We start from the raw sequence: 20,172 nt of genomic DNA on the forward strand, positions 1-20,172 counted from the left end.
GAATATATTTTAAAAAAATAATCCACGAAAATTAAACCCCATCTAATATTAATTATCTAAAAAATAATTCCTGTCATATTATTGCAGTCAGTAAGAATGGAAAGGTGAACGTTAAATAACAATTTTTTGGACAGTCTCAAAAAAAAGACTGCAATACAAACTGCAGTCTTATAATACTGAGTCTTACCTGCTTATTTTTTTATAAACATATTTGTATAATATTTTCGTCCTGATTCCGGGCTGGTACGAACTGAGATTCCAAAATGAGTAAAATCTCCTTCAATATTAGCTTTGTGACTAGGACTTTCAAGCCAGGCTTGTAACGCGGCCTGAGGCGTATTGTAGCTATAAGCCACATTTTCATTGACTTTTACCGCTCCAAGCACCTGCATCAGGTTTTGTGATCTTTCTTCAAAGTAGGCATGATTAACAACATTGTTTTCGATCATGTACTCGTTGTGTTCTTCAGATTTGTAAGAAATGTGATTGATTGGTTGTAAAACCGGTAAATTGATCGATTGTCTGTGTTCGTTGATAATTCGCATCAATTCTAATTCTGTGGGATTGTAGTCGTAATTCTCGACTAAGGCCGAATTTCCACTAGGAAGTTTATCCTCATCAGATGAATCTGAAGAACAGGATAACATTGTGAACAATAATGCCACTGGCATTAATGTTCTTAGCATTATTGCTTTCATAGGTTAAGTGTTTTGGTTCATAATTCAAAAAAGCCTTGGGTAAACTTTTTTAAATTGTTCCGTAAGATTTATGATGGGGCATGTCTCTTACTTAACGATTCAATATTACAAAAACATCGTTGAACTGCAAAATAAAATCGATGAAATGCATCTTTTTATATTTTTCATGCTATTATTCCTATAAATCATGAAGAAAGCCTATCCTTTTTCCATGTGTTTTCGCGGTATTGGAAGCGAATCCTATCATGAAGCCTGTTGGGCCTTCCCTGCCAAAATTCTATCTCATAAGGCTTGACCAAATAGCCTCCCCAATAGTCAGGACGATCAATTACTTTTCCTACAAATTCTTCTTCGAGATTTTTTACTTTGTTTTCCAATATTTCCCTATTTGATATAATTTCACTTTGGTGTGAGGCAAGCGCACCTAATTGGCTACCAAATGGCCTGGATTGGAAATAGGCATCAGAAATGGCATCCGATGTTTTTTCGGCCTTTCCTTTAATAATTACCTGTCTTTCGGCATAAGGCCAAAAGAAAGATAGACAGACATTTGGATTATCAGCAATAGCTTTTCCTTTTTCGGATTCGTAATTGGTAAAGAAAATAAATCCCTCGGAAGTCAGCTGTTTTAAGAGAACGATTCTTGATTTTGGAAAACCATCTTTTCCAATAGTAGCAATAGTCATTGCATTAACTTCTTCGGTTCCGCCTATAGCTTCGGCTTCCTGAAACCACAAACCAAATAATTCAAAAGGATTATCGGGTATGGCTGTTTCAATCAATTCGCTTTTTTCGTATGATTTTCTGTAATCGCTTAAATCTTTCATAGCTTGGTCAATTGGAGATTTTGAAGTACAAAGTTACAAACTTTGTGAAGTGAAGATATGATATTTGTCAGTTGTTTTTTGAGGTGCTAAGTGGCTAAGGCTTTAAGGCACTAAGGTTCTGAGGCACTAAGGCTCTGAGGAAATAAGTTTGAATGGCTATCGGGAAGTTTATACCAAATAGTTAAAGTTTATTATTTCTATTGTTAGGAATTTTGCGGCTCTGCGCCTTTGAGTGAAATAGTTGCTCGCAAAGGCACAAAGCCGCAAAGCAAGAAAGGAATTTGTTTTTGGTATAAAGTTTCAGGTAATCAATTAAGTTTTTTTGAAGTTCAAAATTTAATCCTAACCAATAAACAAACCTTAGCTACTTAGCCGCTTAGAGCCTTAAAATCTTTTTAAAAAGAAAACACATTATCTTAGTTACTTAGCAACTTCAAAAAAAAGCCTTAGCACCTTAGCCGCTTAGAACCTCAGTACCTCAAAAAGAAAAACTCTCCCCATCATCTCCCAAAAAGACATTTGGAAAAATAGTTTCGGCTTCTTCCTTAAATTTCTGAATGGATTCGTATCGTGTAGAATAATGGCCTAATACCAGATTTTTGGCATTGGCTTTAAGCGCAATCCTGGCAGCTTCTTTAGCCGTTGAATGCATGGTTTTTTCAGCTAATGAAACTTCTGATTCTAAAAAAGTAGATTCATGGTAAAGGACATCTACATTTTCAATTAGTGGCAGTATATCTTCATTATACACCGTGTCTGAACAAAACGCATAACTCTTTGGAGTATCTGGATCAAAAGTTAGTTCAGCATTTGAAATAACGCGGCCATCTTCTAAAGTGATATCGCCGCCATATTTAATTTTCTTATAATACACCTGATCGATTTCATATTGCTGTACAGCATCGATATTGAGTTTTCTTTCGTTGAATTTTTCCAGGAATAAATAGCCATTCGTATATATCCTGTGTTTTAGAGGAATGGTCTTTACGATAACCTTTTCATCTTCAAAAACAGTTTCAGATTCGGTTGATTCCAGTTCATGGAAATAAAGATTGTAGTTAGTCCATGAATTAGAGAGCTTCAATTGCAGTGTAATAATCTCTTTTATTCCTTTTGGCCCATAAATATGAAGATCATTCACCCTATTTAAAAGCATATAAGTAGAAACCAGACCAACAAGTCCGTAGACATGGTCACCATGAAGGTGGGAAATAAAAATATGGTTTATTTTAGAAAATTTGATCTTGTTTTTTCGTAACTGAACCTGTGTTCCTTCGCCACAGTCAATCAGAAACATCCGGTCTCTTATTTCCAAAACCTGCGATGTAGGATTTGTAATAGTTCTGGGTGTGGCGGCATAACAGCCAAGAATGGTCAGCTTCATTTTTTACTCTTAAATCAAAAAAACTAAATCTTAAATCAAAAATTCCAAATCTTAAATCAAAAATTCCAAATCTTAAATCTTAAATCTTAAATCTTAAATCTAAAACCCTAAATCCCTTTCAATTTCTTCCATCTCAATAATATCATGAGCTTCAAGAATAGTAGGAACAACGATCATTTCGTCCGGAACTTCGTTAAAGTCAAAATCATTGACAACAATTACGAATGATTTTTTTGCTTTTCGGTGTTTGTTTGACAACGACAGGAAAGAAAGTACCTGGTCTAAGCTCACATCTTTATCTGATGAGATGTCCAAAATAAGATTGTGGTTTTTGAAGCTCCCATATTCATTTGTTACTTTTTCCAGAAAAGAACCTACATTACCTTGAGTATCTTTTATTACTGTTGTATGTCCTTTTTGATCAACTTTCATATTGTCTTGTTTTTTAGAAGTAAAGTTTGTTAAGCCCAAAGTTACAAAGGTTTTTGGCTTTTTATTCCTATTGCTTAATTTTTGATGCCAGAAGATAAATTACCGCCATACGTATTGCTACACCATTTTCAACCTGATTGAGGATAACCGACTGCTGAGAATCGGCTACATCAGAGGAGATTTCAACACCACGATTGATTGGTCCCGGATGCATAATTACGATTTCCTTATTTAGCGAATCTAAAAAAGCCTTATCTACTCCGTATTGTTGTGTATATTCTCTTGTTGAAGGAAAGTAATTCACATCCATTCTTTCATTCTGAACCCTAAGCATGTTTGCCACATCGCACCATTCAAGGGCTTTTCTAAGGTTTGGTTCAACATCAACTCCTAAAGATTCGATATATTTTGGAATTAAGGTCTTAGGTCCGCAAACCTTAACTTCCGCTCCCTGCATTTTAAGTGCATAGATATTGGAAAGTGCCACTCTCGAATGCAGAATATCACCTACAATCACGACTTTCTTTCCGGCAACTTCTCCAAGTTTTTCTCTTATCGTAAAGGAATCCAACAAACCTTGCGTTGGATGTTCGTGTGCTCCATCACCGGCATTTACAATACTCGCATTTACATTTTGTGAAAGAAAATAAGCTGCTCCGGGATTAGAATGCCTCATGACTACCATGTCAACTTTCATTGAAAGGATATTATTAACAGTATCAATCAGTGTTTCTCCTTTTTTTACAGAAGACTGTGCTGCAGAAAAGCTGATAACGTCAGCCGAAAGACGTTTTTGTGCCAATTCAAAGGACAGTTTAGTCCTGGTACTGTTTTCGAAAAATATGTTGGCTATGGTAATGTCTCGAAGCGAAGGAACTTTTTTAATTGGTCGGTTAATGACTTCCTTAAAATGATCGGCTGTTTCAAAAATAAGGTCAATATCTTGTTTGGTGATATATTTTATTCCTAATAAATGATTTACGCTTAATTCGCTCATTTTTATATGTGTTGTTGTGTTGTTATTTATAAGAACTTTAATTAGTTACAAGATATACTACATCTTCTCCCTCCTGCTCTTTCCAGCATACTTTTACCTTTTCATTATTTATAGAATCGACCTGTCTGCCTCTGTAATCTGGCTGGATTGGCAGATGGCGGCTAAAACGCCTGTCAATCAAAACCAACAGCTCAATTTCCGAAGGCCTTCCAAAAGATTGAATTGCTGTCAAAGCAGAACGAATACTTCTTCCGGTATATAATACATCATCAATAAAAATGACCTTCTTATTTTCTACCAAAAAGTTAATCTGCGTTTTATTGGCCTCCAGAGGTTTTTCTGTCCTACGGAAATCATCTCTGAAAAAAGTAATGTCCAGATACCCTAAAGCTACATCCTGTACTTTGTATTCCTTTAAAAGCAATTCCTTCAGGCGTTCTGCCAAAAAGGTTCCGCGAGGCTGGATTCCTACAAGAATCGTATCTGAAAAATCAAGATGCTTTTCAATTAACTGACAGGCCAAACGATGCAGAATGATATTGACTTCTTTTGAAGTAAGCAATATTTTTTGACTCATAATGAAGTGTTGTGTTTGGTTTGTAAAAGTAGGCAAAATTTACTTTCAAGTAAAATAAAAATACAGTTTTGCCCTAACCTGCTTCCATTTTAAAATGAGACGACTATCGAGAAGTTTATACCAAATGAAAACAAACTCAAAAAAAGCTCACTTTCAATAACTCTCCCTTTTATCAAACAAAAACACACAACCTTAGCTCCTCAGAACCTTAGCAACTTAGCACCTCTATTAAAATTATATAACCAAAAAGATTAATCATGTAATATTTTTCTTCGTTAAAAGAAGAACTTTATAATTATATAAACCAAAACAGAAAAACCATGAACAAGTTAGCCAGAATAAACATACTGCTATTGATACTCCTTACCTTTTCGAGTTGCGAAGTGGTTGAAGGAATTTTTAACTTAGGCGTTGGCGTTGGCATTTTTATAGTCGTCGCTATTATTGCCCTAATTATTTTTATCATCAGCAGATTTAAAAAATAAAACACCCAACCTAAACCAACCATTCTTAAACCAAAAAATCCCGTTACTTGTGAGTAACGGGATTTTTTATTTATTCTATTTCTATAATTAAGAGTACATTTTCTTTCTTAGTTCCTGTACCTTTTCATCATCAAGATAATCGTCAAAAGTCATGTATCTGTCAATTGCTCCTTTTGGCGTCAATTCAATAACCCTGTTACCTACAGTCTGTGCAAATTCATGGTCATGTGTGGTAAAAATAACCGATCCTTTGAAATTTTTCAATGAGTTGTTAAAAGCTGTAATCGATTCCAAATCCAAGTGGTTTGTAGGTTCGTCAAGCATCAGGACGTTTGCTCTCTGCATCATCATTCTTGAAAGCATACAACGTACTTTTTCTCCTCCAGAGAGAACACGGCTTATTTTTAATGCTTCTTCACCAGAGAAAATCATTTTCCCTAAGAAACCACGGATATAAACTTCGTCACGCTCTTCTTCTGTTTTCGCCCATTGTCTTAACCAATCAACCAAATTCAGGTCGTTGTCAAAGAACTCATGGTTTTCAACCGGAAGATACGCTTGTGTTGTTGTAATTCCCCAATCAAAAGTTCCGGAATCAGCAGCCTTATTTCCATTCAGGATTTCATAAAAAGCAGTGGTAGCACGTGAATCTTTAGAGAAAAGAACAATCTTATCGCCTTTAGCCATATTCAGGTCTACGCCTGTAAACAGCGTTTCACCATCAACAGAAGCGCTTAGATTTACGATATTTAAAATCTGGTCACCGGCCTCTCTTTCCTGATCAAAAATAATAGCAGGATAACGACGACTAGACGGCTTGATTTCAGCAATATTCAATTTGCTGATCATTTTTTTACGGGAAGTTGCCTGTTTGGATTTTGCTACGTTGGCACTGAAACGACGGATGAATTCTTCCAATTCCTGTTTCTTCTCTTCCGCTTTCTTATTCTGCTGTGCTCTTTGCTTTGCAGCTAATTGGCTGGATTCATACCAAAATGTATAGTTTCCTGAATAATGGTTAATTTTTCCGAAATCAATATCTGAAATATGCGTACAAACCGCATCCAAGAAGTGACGGTCGTGAGACACAACAATCACGGTATTTTCATAATTTGCCAAAAAGTTTTCCAACCATGCAATCGTTTCGAAATCAAGGTCGTTCGTAGGCTCATCCATAATCAACACGTCAGGATTTCCAAAAAGTGCCTGTGCCAAAAGAACACGTACTTTCAGTTTTCCTTCCATATCAGCCATTAATGTATAGTGGCTGTCTTCATTGATACCTAAGTTAGAAAGTAGCGAAGCAGCATCTGAATCAGCATTCCACCCGTTCATTTCTTCAAACTGAACCTGAAGCTCTCCAATTCTTTCTGCATTTTCGTCAGTATAGTCCAGATAAAGCGCATCCATTTCTTTCTTAACAGCATAAAGGATTTTATTCCCCATCATCACTGTTTCCAAGACGGTATGCTCATCAAACATGTTGTGGTTCTGATTCAACACAGACATACGTTTGCCCGGTTCCAAGAAAACATTTCCTGAAGTTGCATCAAAATCTCCTGAAAGTATTTTTAAGAATGTGGATTTTCCAGCACCATTTGCTCCAATGACTCCGTAAATATTACCATCTGTAAAGGTTGTATTTACTTCATCAAACAAAATTCTCTTGCCAAATTGTACTGATAAATTATTTACTGTTAACATGAATATAGTTTTAAAAAAGTTTTGCAAAAGTAGAAAAAATACTGCACTTTTGGCACAAGAACCCGATATAGTTTAAAACATAACCTAAAGTTCCGGTTTAAATAAATCTCTGCTATTTAACGGCATTCTAAATAATTGACAATGTCTATATTTAACTATGCATTAACAGAGAGTTTGGTTGCGTCTGAATATTTTTGTTTATTAGATTCAAATTAAATGCACAATTTAAAAGTTTTCAAAATCGTATCGATTTCTTTCCTTTCATTGCTGTCATTGTGCTCCTGTGAAAAGAAATTCAAAAGCGATAATTTTACTGCTTACTTTGGTGGAGAGGTTTCAAATCCATTAAACCGCTACGTTTTGTTTCTTAAGGACAATAAAGTCATTGACACTATTCCTTTGGACAGAAATAATCGTTTTTTCAAAAAATTTGATTCGTTGGCTCCCGGACTGTATACTTTTAAACATGAACCGGAATACCAATATGTCTATTTTGACAAAAACGACAGTATCATGGTACGCATGAACTCTAATGATTTTGACGAATCTGTCGTATTTTGTGGCCGTGGAGAAGAAAAGAACAATTTCTTAATGGAAATGTATCTTAAGAATGAAGAAGACAGGGACAAGATGTTTACCGTGTTTGATTATGACATCAATAAATTCACCAAATACATCGATTCTTCATACAGCTCAAAAAAAAGCTATTACAATACCAAAAAAGAATTATTGAAGTGGAGCGACGATTTTGATACCTATGCCTTAGCCTCTCTTGATTTTCCTTATTACACTAAAAAAGAAATTTATCCGGTAATACACGAGATACGGACCGGAGAAAATGTCACCAAAAAACTTCCAAAAGGTTTTTATCAATATCGCGATGAGATCGATTACAATAACAAGGGCCTAACGAACTTCTCGCCTTTTGTGAAATATCTCACTTATATGCTCAATAATATGGCAATGGAAAAAGCCGACGAAAATGCTTCCCCCGAAGACAAGGCTTTAGAAATGAATATCTCCAAACTGAACATTGCCGATACACTTTTCAAAAATCCGGAAATCAAAAATACTATTCTCGATAATATTGCCTTTGCCTATCTTTTAGAAGATCAGCATATACTGAACAATAAAAAATTTCTTGATCGGTATAATGAGCTCTCAACGGATAAAGGAAATCAGAACGAAATCACCAAAATAGGCAATGCAATTCAAATGCTGAAAAGCGGAAATCCTTTACCTAATGTCGATTTGATTGATGTTAATGGAGAAACTGTTAATAGTAAAAATATTATTAAAGGAAAAACAGTAGTTTTCTTCTGGACAGAAAATGCAAAAGCCCATTTTGAAACAGTACATAAAAAAGCAATGGAATTAAAGGCCAAACATCCTGGCTATAATTTTATCGCTATCAATGTTGATGATAACCAATCGAAATGGAAGAACAATCTTTCCAAGTACAAATTCGAAAAAATTGAGGAATTCCGGGTAAAAGATTTTGAAGAACTCAAACAGAAATGGGTCATCACCAAAATACACCGTGCCATTATTACAAATGCAGACGGAACTATCAACAACGCTTTTGTAAATCTATTTGATGTTAAATTTGTTGACTATCTGAAATAATAAAATAGCTCGCAAAGGCGCAGATTCGCAAAGACTAAAAAAACTTATCGAAGAATTCCATAATAAAAACTCCGATAATCAAATAAAAACTAAATACTACAAACAAAAAATCCCGCCTAGTAGCGGGATTTTTTATATCAAATACTAATGTATTATTTATTTCCTTTTTCAAAATCAGCTATAAACTGAGCCAATCCGATATCTGTCAATGGGTGTTTCAACAAACCTGTAATAGCAGAAAGCGGCCCTGTCATTACATCAGCACCAATTTTAGCACAGTTAACGATATGCATCGTGTGACGCACAGAAGCAGCTAAAATTTCTGTCTCAAAACCATAATTGTCGTAAATCTCACGGATTTCCTGAATCAGGTTCAAACCATCTGTAGAAACATCATCCAAACGACCAATAAATGGTGATACGTATGTAGCTCCTGCTTTTGCAGCCAATAAAGCCTGTCCGGCAGAGAATACCAATGTAACGTTTGTTTTGATTCCTTTGTCAGAAAAATATTTTGCAGCCATTACACCTTCTTTGGTCATTGGCAGTTTTACTACAATCTGCTCATGCAATTCAGCCAATTCCTCGCCTTCTTTCACCATGCCCTCAAAATCAAGCGCATTTACTTCAGCACTAACGTCACCATCTACAAGATTACAGATATCTACATAGTGTTTTAAGATATTGTTTTTTCCTGTGATGCCTTCTTTTGCCATTAACGAAGGATTAGTAGTTACGCCATCCAATACACCAAGTGCTTGTGCTTCTTTAATTTGAGCCAGATTAGCTGTGTCGATAAAAAATTTCATTTGTTATAATTTAATTTGTGTGTTTCTGCTTTAAGCTATTGAGTAAAAACTCAAAATTCGGTTGCAAAATTACAATTTATAATGGTTCATTAGCATTTTTTCATAAACTTTATCCGGTAGTACCCGCTTTAGGACAATAGAAAATTTTTGCATAAAAGCGCCTACTTTATAATGGATCTTAGGACTAGGAGAAGCTATGATTTTTGCTACGGCAATTGCCATCATATCGGGATTACTTCCTGAATCGACATGTTCGTCCATCATTTTAAGTGTATCTCCATAAGGTTTCTCATAAGCAGAACCTTTTACCAAAGGCGCATGAAATCTTCCTGAAGCAATATTGGTAGCAAAATCTCCGGGAGCTATATTGGTAATTTTTATTCCAAAATCCTTGACTTCCATACGCAGAGCCTCGGTAATCAATTCTAATGCTCCTTTTGAGGCTGAATAAACGCTCCTGTACGGCAATCCCATATAACCTGCAATAGAAGTAACATTAATGATTAAACCAGATTTCTGAGAGCGCATTTGCGGCAATACCGCTTTCATGACTTCAATAGGTCCGAAAAAATTGGTTTCGAAATTGTTTTTGATTTCTGATGTTGGAATTTCTTCTAAAGGTCCTGTAATTCCTACTCCTGCATTATTGATTACTACATCCAATCTTCCTGCTCTTTGTATGACTTCGGAAACAGCGTTTTTAATACTTTCAACATCTCTTACATCAAGTGCTACCAAAGGGAATTTAGAATCCGTAATACGCTCCGGGTTGCGGCTCGTACCAAAAACTGTATAACCTTTTTGGGTCAGATACTCCCCTATTGATTTTCCGATTCCTGAAGAACCGCCTGTAATTAATATAGTTTTAGACATTTTGACTTCTTAGAAGTTTAGAAATTGAAGCCAAATTTAGTGTTTTTTTACAACCCTTTCAGGGTTTCGAACCCTGAAAGGGCTAAAAACAAAAAATCCTCCGCAAAGGGAAGATTTAAAAAAATGGCAAGCGACCTACATCGCACCGCTACAACCGCTTACCCTTGCTGTGTTCCCACCCTGGGGGAGTCTGCAGGAGCTGGTCGTGTAGGACTTGCCGGTGCAAATATACAAACATTTTATATTTTTGCAAGGCCATTGGCGGTTATAAAATAAAGGTTGTATATTGTCATAATCAATTTTAAAACAATGAAAAATCATAAACTATTAGCATTCATTTTATTAGGAACAGTACTCGTATCCTGCGGAGACAGTGAAAATGATAAAAAAAATTTGTTCAGCATTGATCAAGCTGGCTTAAAAGCGTCATATCAGCCCCAAGAATCACTTTCTTTGAGCCTGAAAAACGATAAAAACAAGACCATCGATTCAATAGTCTACTCTATAAATGAAAAAAGAGTTGGTGCTGTCAAAGGAAATAATAAGTTCGATTTTCCTTTAGCCGATTCTAAATTTGGCTATCAACAAGTAAAAGCAACCGTTTATTATGACGGTCAAAATGTAGAAACGGAAGCCCGAATTGAAGTGGTTTCCAATGTAAAACCAAAATTGCTTTCTTATACTATTGTAAATACGTATCCTCATGACGAAACTTCGTATACGCAAGGATTGGAATTTTACAGAGATACTTTATTTGAAGGAACCGGACAACGAGGCACATCCAAATTGCTAAAAACAGATTACAAAACCGGAAAAGCCTACCAATCTGTCAATCTTGAAGGACAATATTTTGGTGAAGGAATTACAATTTTAAATAACAAGGTATATCAGTTAACCTGGCAGGAAAACACAGGTTTTATCTATAATGCAGACAATCTAAAACAAATCAGGACTTTTAAATATTTCAAAAAAATAGAAGGTTGGGGATTGTGTAATGATGGGAAACATATCTACCAATCTGACGGTACTGAAAAAATCTGGGTATTAGATCCGGAAACCATGAAAGAAACAGATTATCTCAATGTATACTCTGAATCCAACAAAATAAAAGCTGTTAATGAACTAGAATGGGTTAACGGAAAAATTTATGGTAACGTATACCAAAAAGACGCTGTAGCTGTCATCAATCCAAAAACCGGTGCTGTAGAGGGTATTATCGACTTTAGGGACCTAAAAACTAAAGTTAATATGATGGGCCACGATTTAGGAAACGACGTATTGAACGGATTAGCATACAATCCTAAAACCAAAACGCTTTTTGTTACCGGAAAAAGATGGAACAAAATGTTTGAAATCAAAGTTTCGGAATAGGCTTTTTATGTCCGGCAAAGTCAATATATCTATTCCTAAACCCTGCCATGAAAATTGGTATGGAATGACTGTTGCCGAAAAAGGCCGGTTCTGTAATTCGTGCCAGAAAACGGTATACGATTTCACGCGATTTTCCGACAGGCAGCTTATCGACAAAATTAATTCAGAATCCAATATATGCGGGCGGTTTTTGACATCACAACTCAATAAAGAGCTGAGTGTACCAAAAGAAAAAAGCAGCATCTGGATTGCTGGAATTTCAGGAATATTGAGTTTTTTGAGTTTGGGAAACCAAGAGATTTATGCTCAGGAAAATGTAAAGACAGAACAAACAGAAGAAAAAAACAATGTTGAAAAAACAATAGACAATTCTTCTGTTCCTGATATAGAAATTACAGGTTTTGTATTCGACGACGAAGATAGTTTGAGTTTTCCATTGCCTGATGTTCTTGTATCAATTAAAGGAAAACCAATTAGCACACAGACCGATTTTGAAGGTAAATTTTCAATTAAAGCTAGTAATGGCGATTTATTGATGTTTCAACTCGTTGGTTATAATGAAACGTCTGTTACCGTTGACTCTAAAAAACCGATTATAATCAAATTAGAACCAAACCTGGAAATGACGGCGTTAATTGGTGCAATAGCCCCTCGAAGAACCTTCTTCGGAAGAATTTTCCACTCCATAGGCAATCTTTTCAGATAAAAACAAATAAAAAACCGAGCTATATGCTCGGTTTTTTTATACTTGGTTATGCCTTCTTTTTCTTTGCAGGCGTTGCAGCGGGAGCTGTACTGGTTGTCTTTCCTTCAACGTACTTCTTATCAGCCGCATTAAACGCAAACGTATTCTGTTGTGTTTTGTTCTTTTGTACAATATCACCATCAGCTGTCAAGGAAAACTCAAAACCTTCTCTCCTTACCTTTTCCTGTGTTTCTGAAGCATTTTTCAATCTGTCCAGGAATACTTTCTCAGTAATATTGGTAGTCGTTTGCTGGTTTGAAAACAATTTTGTCTTTGTAGATACATCAAATATTTCAGAAAACAGTGTACTGCGTACTTCCGTCTTTAAATCGGTTTTAGTAGTCTGCTCTTCTGTCCACGTCAATAGATATAATGGCGTTCCTTTTGCAGAAAAGGCTTTGAGCGCACAATTCTTAGGAAGGCTATTTTCGTCAACCGTTTTAATTCCTATGGTGTCTTTTTTAGCTTTACCATTGTTGATGAACAGATAAAAGTTTCCTTTCACGATTTCGGCTGTAAGGTTATCTGCTTTTGCAAGTGCTGTTGAGGCTGGCTTTGCTGCAGCTTTCTTTTTGCCTCCCTTTTTTTGTCCATAACTGAATGACGCCGTTAACAGAATCAATATTAAAAATAAGGTCTTTTTCATATTTTGTTTTTTAGAAAGCCTAAAATACAAAAAATATAAAACCATAATTGTTAAAAGTGACAAACAAAAAAACGTAAGGTTATGAATTTTGCAACACCAAATTGCACCTCGTATTCGTTTTGATCAATGATTCAAAAAATCAATAAAAAATACTAAATCGTATACGGTTTTGTATTCATCATATGCCTTACTTTTTTAAAACAATTATTTTTTATGTCTTTAATCGATTAATGATATTAGCTCTCTATATGGTTGTTCTAACACATACATAAAAAATATAAAAAGAAATGTGAATAAAGTAACTGTTCTTGAAAAAGTTATAAAAGTATTAAGTAAGGAGTAGTAATTATTTCATAGTTACAGTGTGCCATTCCATAATAGGTTGACCGTCCGTTCGCATGTCTGATATTTCCAAAAACTTAAACTTATTTTTAGCGATTTTCTTGTAAAGTTTATGGAAGTCTTTTATAGCCTCATATTTTCCATTATTATAGAAAAAATCAAATTTTCCAACAGATTTCCATTTGTTTTTCTTCAAAGTCCAAATTTCGATAACTTTAAAATTACTTGCGCAACTTGAATAATATTCTGCTATTTCATTTCCGCCATCTTCGTCAATATCACCAATACTAAATATACTTTCTGTATGACAACAATTAGAATCAGTTTGTATTCTTGGAATTTTATTGTCGGTAAAATAATAGGATTGGCCTTCTTCACACCAGACTAAACCTGGTAAAATGAAAACTGAATCACTTTTTCCATCACCGTTCAGGTCGCCCAAATTTTTAAACTCCTTCTTAGATTTTTTTTCACCCTCCAGATCATATTCATAAAAGTCTTCTTTTTTTACTATTATTGGGAGACATTTCTTTTTTGCATTCTCAAGTTCGTAATTGGAAATATCTAATTTGAATTTTCCTTCGAGAATAGAATCATTTATAAATTGAATGTCATTAGAAAGAACGGAGTTTTTAGGCAAACTTTCTTTCATATTTTTTATTTGTTCCTCATAAGAAAGCTTTTCAAAAGAATTTGATTTGGGAACTACTGTTTTTTCACTTGGTTTTACTTTATTTTTTTCAACTTCTTTTTTACAAGCGAACAAACTAAAAAATGTAACTAAAATAATAAACTTTCTCATTTAACGTGTTTCAATTATTACTCATAACCTGTTTATATGTGAAACAAACAGTCGTAAAGCTATTCAAAAATATTGGATGTGTTATATAAACCGTATTGATAAATTTATTAGGTGTAAGAATGAAAAAAGCCCTTACAAATTGTAAGGGCTTTTTTAAACCTAGTAGCGAGGACGGGAGTTGAACCCGTGACCTCAGGGTTATGAACCCTGCGCTTTTAAAATATAATCTAAAAAGTGATTATTTCACTTCTTCGTAGTCAACATCCTGAACGTTGTCGCCTCCGTTAGCATCACCTTGCGGTTGTGCATCTTGTGGAGCTCCTTGAGCGTCACCTTGCTTGTACATTTCTTCAGAAGCATTTTTCCATGCTTCGTTCAATTTGTCTAAAGCTGGTTGGATAGCTGCTACATCCTGGCTTGCGTGTGCTGCTTTCAACTCAGTCAACGCGCTTTCAATAGCTGCTTTGTTACCTTCAGATAATTTTTCACCAAATTCTTTCAACTGGCTTTCAGTTTGGAAGATCATGCTGTCAGCTTCGTTCAATTTTTCAATTTTCTCTTTAGCTGCTTTGTCAGAATCTGCATTAGCCTCAGCTTCTTTTTTCATTCTTTCGATTTCTTCCTGAGTCAATCCAGAAGAAGCTTCGATTCTGATATCATGTGATTTTCCAGTTCCTTTATCTGTTGCAGAAACTTTGATGATACCGTTAGCATCAATGTCAAAAGTTACTTCAATCTGAGGCACTCCTCTACCTGCTGGCGGGATACCGTCTAAGTGGAAACGTCCGATAGTTTTGTTATCTGTCGCCAAAGCTCTTTCTCCTTGCAAAACGTGAATTTCAACCGATGGTTGGTTATCTGCCGCAGTAGAGAATACTTGCGATTTTTTAGTTGGGATTGTTGTGTTCGACTCAATTAATTTTGTCATAACACCACCCATAGTTTCGATACCTAGAGAAAGCGGCGTAACGTCTAACAACAATACGTCTTTTACATCTCCTGACAAAACTCCACCTTGGATAGCAGCACCAATAGCTACAACCTCATCAGGGTTAACTCCTTTAGATGGTTTTTTGTTGAAGAATTTTTCTACTTCTTCCTGAATTTTAGGAATACGTGTAGAACCTCCTACTAAGATTACCTCATCAATATCTGAAATGCTCAAACCAGCATCTTTCAATGCTTTAGCAACCGGGTCCATAGAACGCTTAACCAAGCTATCTGTCAATTGATCGAATTTAGCTCTGGTTAATGTTTTTACCAAGTGCTTAGGTCCTGTTGCAGTAGCCGTAACGTATGGCAAGTTGATTTCTGTTTGAGGAGAAGACGACAATTCGATTTTTGCTTTTTCAGCAGCTTCTTTCAAACGTTGCAATGACATTGGGTCTTGACGCAAATCCAAACCTTCTTCAGCTTTGAATTCTTCTGCCAACCAGTCAATAACAGCCTGGTCAAAATCATCACCTCCTAAGTGCGTATCTCCGTTAGTAGACAATACTTCGAAAACTCCGTCACCTAATTCAAGGATAGAAATATCAAAAGTACCACCACCTAAATCGTAAACAGCAATTTTTTGGTCTTGTCCTTTTTTATCCAAACCATAAGCCAATGCAGCTGCAGTAGGTTCGTTGATAATACGCATTACTTTCAAGCCAGCAATTTCACCTGCTTCTTTTGTTGCCTGACGTTGCGCATCGTTGAAGTATGCAGGAACAGTAATAACAGCTTCTGTTACAGACTGACCTAAATAATCTTCAGCAGTTTTTTTCATTTTTTGAAGTGTCATTGCTGACAATTCTTGTGGAGTGTAAAGACGTCCGTCGATATCCACACGTGGCGTATCGTTATCGCCTTTTACTACATTGTAGGCAACGTTTTTAGCCTCTTTTGAGCTTTCAGAGAATTTATTCCCCATGAAACGCTTGATAGAAGCGATAGTTTTTGTTGGATTGGTCACTGCTTGTCTTTTGGCAGGGTCACCCACTTTGATTTCTCCACCATCAACAAATGCAATTACTGACGGCGTTGTTCTTTTTCCTTCAGCATTAGGAATTACAACTGGTTCGCTACCTTCCATAACGGCAACGCAAGAGTTCGTCGTTCCTAAGTCAATTCCGATTATTTTACCCATGTTTTTATATGTATTTTGTTTTATACTAGTTTTTAAACTCGTGAACTAGTAGACAATCTTTATGCCAAGCCTAAAAATATTTAAAAATGTCAGTTTTTGTTAAAATTGACATTTTTAAATCTGACAAGATGACATTTAGCATTTATCTTTCAAAGTATTCAAATCCGTCAATTATGTCCAGGTATACACCGTCAAAATTAGCTGCCAAGATTTTATTAAGGTAGGAATCATCATTCTTATAGATAATCTTCTGCCAATCCTCGTTCCAATACTTTACCTTGAAATTGCCAGGCCAATCCGGGTTTTCCGTAGCAATCCAATCCGGTTTGGTTGTATTCCAGGATGGCTGCCAATAGTAGCGGTAATTTTCAGATTCTCCTATTGACATATAGCATATTACCAAACGCTTTCCACCATTAGCTTTATCTTTTAACTGGTTGATTTCTGAGGTTGTAAATTGCTCTTCGTTTAAAAACAAGTCCATAATAACAACATCATAATTCGTAGCCTTTACTGCATTTATAAAAGCAGTCTTTGTGGCAAAGTTTTCAGAATTTATCAGGTATAGAAAATTCTTTGCCTGTGACAGGTTTGTAATTACTGCCGTATTAGAGTTGTTAGGAGCTGTTGCCGGGATTACAGTCAGGTCTCGTTTTGGAGCAGCATAGGAAACATAACCGTTTGTGGCATTGACCTGATAGGAATTATTCATTTTTGAAGCCGTAGAACAATAATCTGTCACCAATATAGTTTTCGCATTATTCTTTGAAACGTTTAAAAAGCCTTTCAGATAATTCGAAACACTGCCAGGTGTTGCCTGATCGTCATTGTCATATCCATAAAACAAATCTTCCTGGCCGTTTCCGTCAATTGCATTCAGGTAGGCTTGCGACGGGCTTCCATCGGCTTCCCCATTTACAGTAATGAGCTCAATTCCATTTTGAGGAATTATAGCAAAACCAGGCTTAGTGTTTTTTGCTTTTTGACTGATTCCGATAACAAAATTTCGCATTTCTTGCCTGAAATCGCGATTCTCAATTGGAGTTGAATCATTATTGTTATCCTTGTCACAGCCTAAAAAGGCAAGTACTACTGCTAACAGGACTATCTTTTTCATATCTTTTTATTGTGATAACGGCAGGATGTGCTTTTTAGTCTCAATCCACTAAAAACAATGCATTACTAAATAGTAAATTTCCATTTTCCCAAAAACCTCTAAAGAGTGGATTGTCTATCATGTAGACTACTTTCCCTCTGCCAAACGGTTCAACAGCAAACGAAACCGTATTTTCCAGTTTCTTTTTCAGGTTGGTACCGATAAATCCATAGCTCTTATAATTTGCCGGAACATAAGCCACATTCCATACATTTTTAAGAACTTTAAAATACTTGTCGGAGGTCTTTAGGCTATAATAGGTATCTCCTAATCCATAAGAAAGTGGATGGGTTTTGTCTAATACATTTTCTATTATAGCACCCTGAACGCCATTTGAAATATAACGTCTTTCAGAGTTCTGGTATTTTTGAAAACGCATTGCCAGCGCATCGTCGTCGCTTTGTTTCTTTGCTGCATCTTTTTCTTCATTAGTAGCAAACTGTGTTAGATTATAGCCTTCCCTATTCTCAAACAGGCTTAAAGCATTTTGTATTGCGATTGCTTTACCTCCTTTTGAAATAAAATCATCTATGTTTTTCTTCTGCCCATCTGATAACTCATACCATCCGTCTGCTAAAATCAAAGTGTTATAATCAGCCAGATTAACTATTCCTAAATTGTCTGTATCTACAATACTAACCGGATAATCTATAATCTGATCCATATAAAACCAAACCTGTCCGAAATCTGTCGGGCTGACATATTTCCCACTTATCAGTAGTACTTTAGGTGCTTTCATCAACGGGAAATTTTCACCACCTAAATCGGCACCGCCAGTAGAAAAGCCGCTTTTGATTACACTATAATCATTTTTTTCCATCAAAAGAGGCGCTATAGTTTTTTCAAATTCCTGAAGCTGGAAATTATCTGATTTTAAAACAACCAAATCCCCCAGATTTATCTTTGTATCTCCAAAAGCAGAAGCTCTTTTTGCATAACGCACCTTGATATTCTTTTTTAATAAAGAAGCTGCAATTTTTGCAGAAGTTCTATTGTTCCAAGGAATATGAAAGGCATAGGCACTTTCAGGAACTGTTTTGACTGCAGTGATTTTGTCTTTGGTTTTTATTGTCAGGCTATTTTTAAGCGCATAACTTTCTATCCCAAAAGCATGAGGCAGTGCCCAGGCTGTAATATCATAGGTAAGGCTATCAGACAACCTCTGGTAAGGCTCAAACAATACTTGTGTCAGCACTGACTTTGGCTGGCTTGCCTGTATAATCATATCTCCAGATTCAACAGAAAATGATTTTTCTTTGTCTGACTGGTAATGATAACCTGATAGTTTTCTGGTTTCATCAGCATAAGCAAACTGTATATTGTTCTGCTTCAACATCAGAGCAAGCTGTTCTGCTTTTCCATCATTTTTTACAACATAGGTTTTATATTTTCCTTTTGGATTTTGCCTGCTGTCTTTAAAATACGCCTTAAAATCAGATACTAGCTTTTCTTTTCTGTTTGAAGCTGTTTCAACAGCGGTCAACACTGCAACCGAATGGTGGTTTATCCTATCCTGTAAAGTAAGAATGTTGCCATTCTGCATTACAATAGCTCTTCCGGCTCCAATTCCTCCTTGTTCATACGTCATTCCTATTGCACCGTTAAAACTCGGATAGGTATCGCCATAGCTTGGGTAGAATAAATCAAAACGTTCTCTGGTATAGTAATTCCAACCTTCAGCATCAAACTTTTTAGAAGTATTTTCTCCTATCGCATTATGAAAATCACGTTGTGGCTTGGTTATAAAATCATGGAAAGGTTCTGCTGCCGGAGGAAAAAAATACGGCTCATTATATCCCATTTCATGGACATCAACATGCACTTCTGGCATCCACTGATTATATAAAACTATTCGCTGTTGGGTTTCAACCTGTGTCTGCCACGCCCAATCTCTGTTTAGGTCATAGGCATAATGATTTTGTCTGCCGCCCGGCCACGGTTCCATATGCTCACGATCAGTTAGTCCCGGATGCAGGTTTTTTCCGGTAACATCGCGAAGCCAGTTTCCATATCTTGAAAAACCATCCGGATTTAAACATGGGTCTAGTATGATAATCGTATTCTCAAGCCATTGTTTTGTAGTCGTATTTTTTGGATTCAATAATTCATAAGCCACTTTCATAGAGCTTTCCGCCGCTCCTATCTCATTGCCATGTACGTTAAAACTGAGCCAGACTATAGCTTTTTCAATTGCTGTAGCAGGCTTTTTGTCTGTCATACCAATAGAGTACAAATGATTTTCACGGATAGCCTCCAGATTTTTAAGATTTTCAGGCGTAGAAATATAATATACATTCAAACTTCGTCCCTGCGAAGTAAAACCATAAGGGTCGTGTTTGATATAATCAGAATTTTCTTTTAGGTATTTAAAATAAGCCTCTAGTTCATGATAAAAACTTACCTGTTTTCCATATTCTGGTAAAAATTCGGCAGGGCTTTTAAGTTGGGCATAACCTGAAAGGCTGAAAGCTAGCAAGAATGCAAAAAGTAGCTTTTTCATAAGACTGTTTAAGTGTTTGTGCTTCAAATGTAGGAAATTAACCTTTAGAACCTAAAAGTTACTAACA

The 20,172-nt window shown here is 35.8% G+C and carries 18 protein-coding genes and 1 other RNA gene; 4 read left to right on the forward strand and 15 right to left on the reverse strand.

Annotation, left to right across the window (positions count from 1 at the left end; translation table 11 throughout):
• Positions 1-191: 191 nt before the first annotated feature.
• The 6 genes from ABH942_RS09730 to pyrR form a co-directional block, all read right to left on the reverse strand.
• Positions 192-698, reverse strand: a complete 507-nt coding sequence (locus ABH942_RS09730; RefSeq protein WP_370031471.1) for a CAP domain-containing protein — start codon at positions 696-698, stop codon at positions 192-194.
• Positions 699-883: 185 nt separating this feature from the next.
• Positions 884-1,525 carry a pyridoxamine 5'-phosphate oxidase gene (gene pdxH, locus ABH942_RS09735; protein ID WP_370031473.1) on the reverse strand — a complete coding sequence of 214 codons (642 nt, stop codon included), beginning with the start codon at positions 1,523-1,525 and terminating at the stop codon, positions 884-886.
• Positions 1,526-2,003: 478 nt separating this feature from the next.
• The gene (locus ABH942_RS09740) at positions 2,004-2,909 is read right to left on the reverse strand and encodes a ribonuclease Z (protein WP_370031475.1); all 906 of its coding nucleotides are present in this window, start codon (positions 2,907-2,909) and stop codon (positions 2,004-2,006) included.
• A 99-nt stretch (positions 2,910-3,008) separates the two neighbouring features.
• Complete coding sequence (locus tag ABH942_RS09745) at positions 3,009-3,341, reverse strand: ribonuclease Z (protein WP_370031477.1); 333 nt, start codon at positions 3,339-3,341, stop codon at positions 3,009-3,011.
• A gap of 67 nt (positions 3,342-3,408) precedes the next feature.
• Positions 3,409-4,338 carry an aspartate carbamoyltransferase catalytic subunit gene (locus ABH942_RS09750; RefSeq protein ID WP_370031479.1) on the reverse strand — a complete coding sequence of 310 codons (930 nt, stop codon included), beginning with the start codon at positions 4,336-4,338 and terminating at the stop codon, positions 3,409-3,411.
• Between the two features lie 37 nt (positions 4,339-4,375).
• Entirely contained in the window at positions 4,376-4,915 is a 540-nt protein-coding gene (pyrR, locus tag ABH942_RS09755; protein WP_056066660.1) for a bifunctional pyr operon transcriptional regulator/uracil phosphoribosyltransferase PyrR, read from the reverse strand.
• Positions 4,916-5,235: 320 nt separating this feature from the next.
• Between pyrR and ABH942_RS09760 the strand changes: the two genes are divergently transcribed.
• Positions 5,236-5,400 carry a hypothetical protein gene (locus ABH942_RS09760; RefSeq protein WP_370031481.1) on the forward strand — a complete coding sequence of 55 codons (165 nt, stop codon included), beginning with the start codon at positions 5,236-5,238 and terminating at the stop codon, positions 5,398-5,400.
• Positions 5,401-5,487: 87 nt separating this feature from the next.
• Here the strand turns inward: ABH942_RS09760 and ABH942_RS09765 are convergent, their stop codons facing one another.
• Complete coding sequence (locus ABH942_RS09765) at positions 5,488-7,104, reverse strand: ABC-F family ATP-binding cassette domain-containing protein (RefSeq protein ID WP_370031483.1); 1,617 nt, start codon at positions 7,102-7,104, stop codon at positions 5,488-5,490.
• A 216-nt stretch (positions 7,105-7,320) separates the two neighbouring features.
• Here ABH942_RS09765 and ABH942_RS09770 point away from each other — a divergent pair, with 216 nt between their 5' ends.
• Entirely contained in the window at positions 7,321-8,730 is a 1,410-nt protein-coding gene (locus ABH942_RS09770; protein WP_370031485.1) for a TlpA family protein disulfide reductase, read from the forward strand.
• A 152-nt stretch (positions 8,731-8,882) separates the two neighbouring features.
• On the opposite strand, the gene fsa is transcribed toward ABH942_RS09770, so the two are convergent.
• From fsa to ffs, 3 genes are all read right to left on the reverse strand, one after another.
• Positions 8,883-9,539 (reverse strand): fructose-6-phosphate aldolase, encoded by a 657-nt coding sequence (gene fsa / locus ABH942_RS09775; RefSeq protein WP_370031486.1) that lies wholly within the window; start codon positions 9,537-9,539, stop codon positions 8,883-8,885.
• A gap of 69 nt (positions 9,540-9,608) precedes the next feature.
• Complete coding sequence (locus ABH942_RS09780; RefSeq protein WP_370031488.1) at positions 9,609-10,412, reverse strand: SDR family oxidoreductase; 804 nt, start codon at positions 10,410-10,412, stop codon at positions 9,609-9,611.
• Positions 10,413-10,533: 121 nt separating this feature from the next.
• An RNA gene (gene ffs, locus ABH942_RS09785) (signal recognition particle sRNA small type) lies at positions 10,534-10,632 on the reverse strand.
• Positions 10,633-10,721: 89 nt separating this feature from the next.
• Here ffs and ABH942_RS09790 point away from each other — a divergent pair.
• Positions 10,722-11,783, forward strand: coding sequence for a glutaminyl-peptide cyclotransferase (locus ABH942_RS09790; protein WP_370031490.1), 1,062 nt, complete (start codon positions 10,722-10,724; stop codon positions 11,781-11,783).
• 7 nt (positions 11,784-11,790) lie between these two features.
• Positions 11,791-12,489, forward strand: a complete 699-nt coding sequence (locus ABH942_RS09795; RefSeq protein WP_370031492.1) for a carboxypeptidase-like regulatory domain-containing protein — start codon at positions 11,791-11,793, stop codon at positions 12,487-12,489.
• Positions 12,490-12,535: 46 nt separating this feature from the next.
• On the opposite strand, the gene ABH942_RS09800 is transcribed toward ABH942_RS09795, so the two are convergent.
• The 5 genes from ABH942_RS09800 to ABH942_RS09820 form a co-directional block, all read right to left on the reverse strand.
• Entirely contained in the window at positions 12,536-13,174 is a 639-nt protein-coding gene (locus tag ABH942_RS09800; RefSeq protein WP_370031494.1) for a hypothetical protein, read from the reverse strand.
• A 346-nt stretch (positions 13,175-13,520) separates the two neighbouring features.
• The gene (locus ABH942_RS09805; RefSeq protein WP_370031496.1) at positions 13,521-14,318 is read right to left on the reverse strand and encodes a hypothetical protein; all 798 of its coding nucleotides are present in this window, start codon (positions 14,316-14,318) and stop codon (positions 13,521-13,523) included.
• Positions 14,319-14,556: 238 nt separating this feature from the next.
• The gene (gene dnaK / locus ABH942_RS09810) at positions 14,557-16,449 is read right to left on the reverse strand and encodes a molecular chaperone DnaK (RefSeq protein ID WP_370031498.1); all 1,893 of its coding nucleotides are present in this window, start codon (positions 16,447-16,449) and stop codon (positions 14,557-14,559) included.
• Positions 16,450-16,591: 142 nt separating this feature from the next.
• Positions 16,592-17,566, reverse strand: coding sequence for an endo alpha-1,4 polygalactosaminidase (locus ABH942_RS09815; RefSeq protein WP_370031500.1), 975 nt, complete (start codon positions 17,564-17,566; stop codon positions 16,592-16,594).
• 40 nt (positions 17,567-17,606) lie between these two features.
• Positions 17,607-20,105, reverse strand: coding sequence for a M14 family zinc carboxypeptidase (locus ABH942_RS09820; RefSeq protein WP_370031502.1), 2,499 nt, complete (start codon positions 20,103-20,105; stop codon positions 17,607-17,609).
• Between the last annotated feature and the right edge of the window lie 67 nt (positions 20,106-20,172).

Source organism: Flavobacterium sp. 28YEA47A, from assembly GCF_041262125.1.
Classification (GTDB): Bacteria; Bacteroidota; Bacteroidia; order Flavobacteriales; family Flavobacteriaceae; genus Flavobacterium.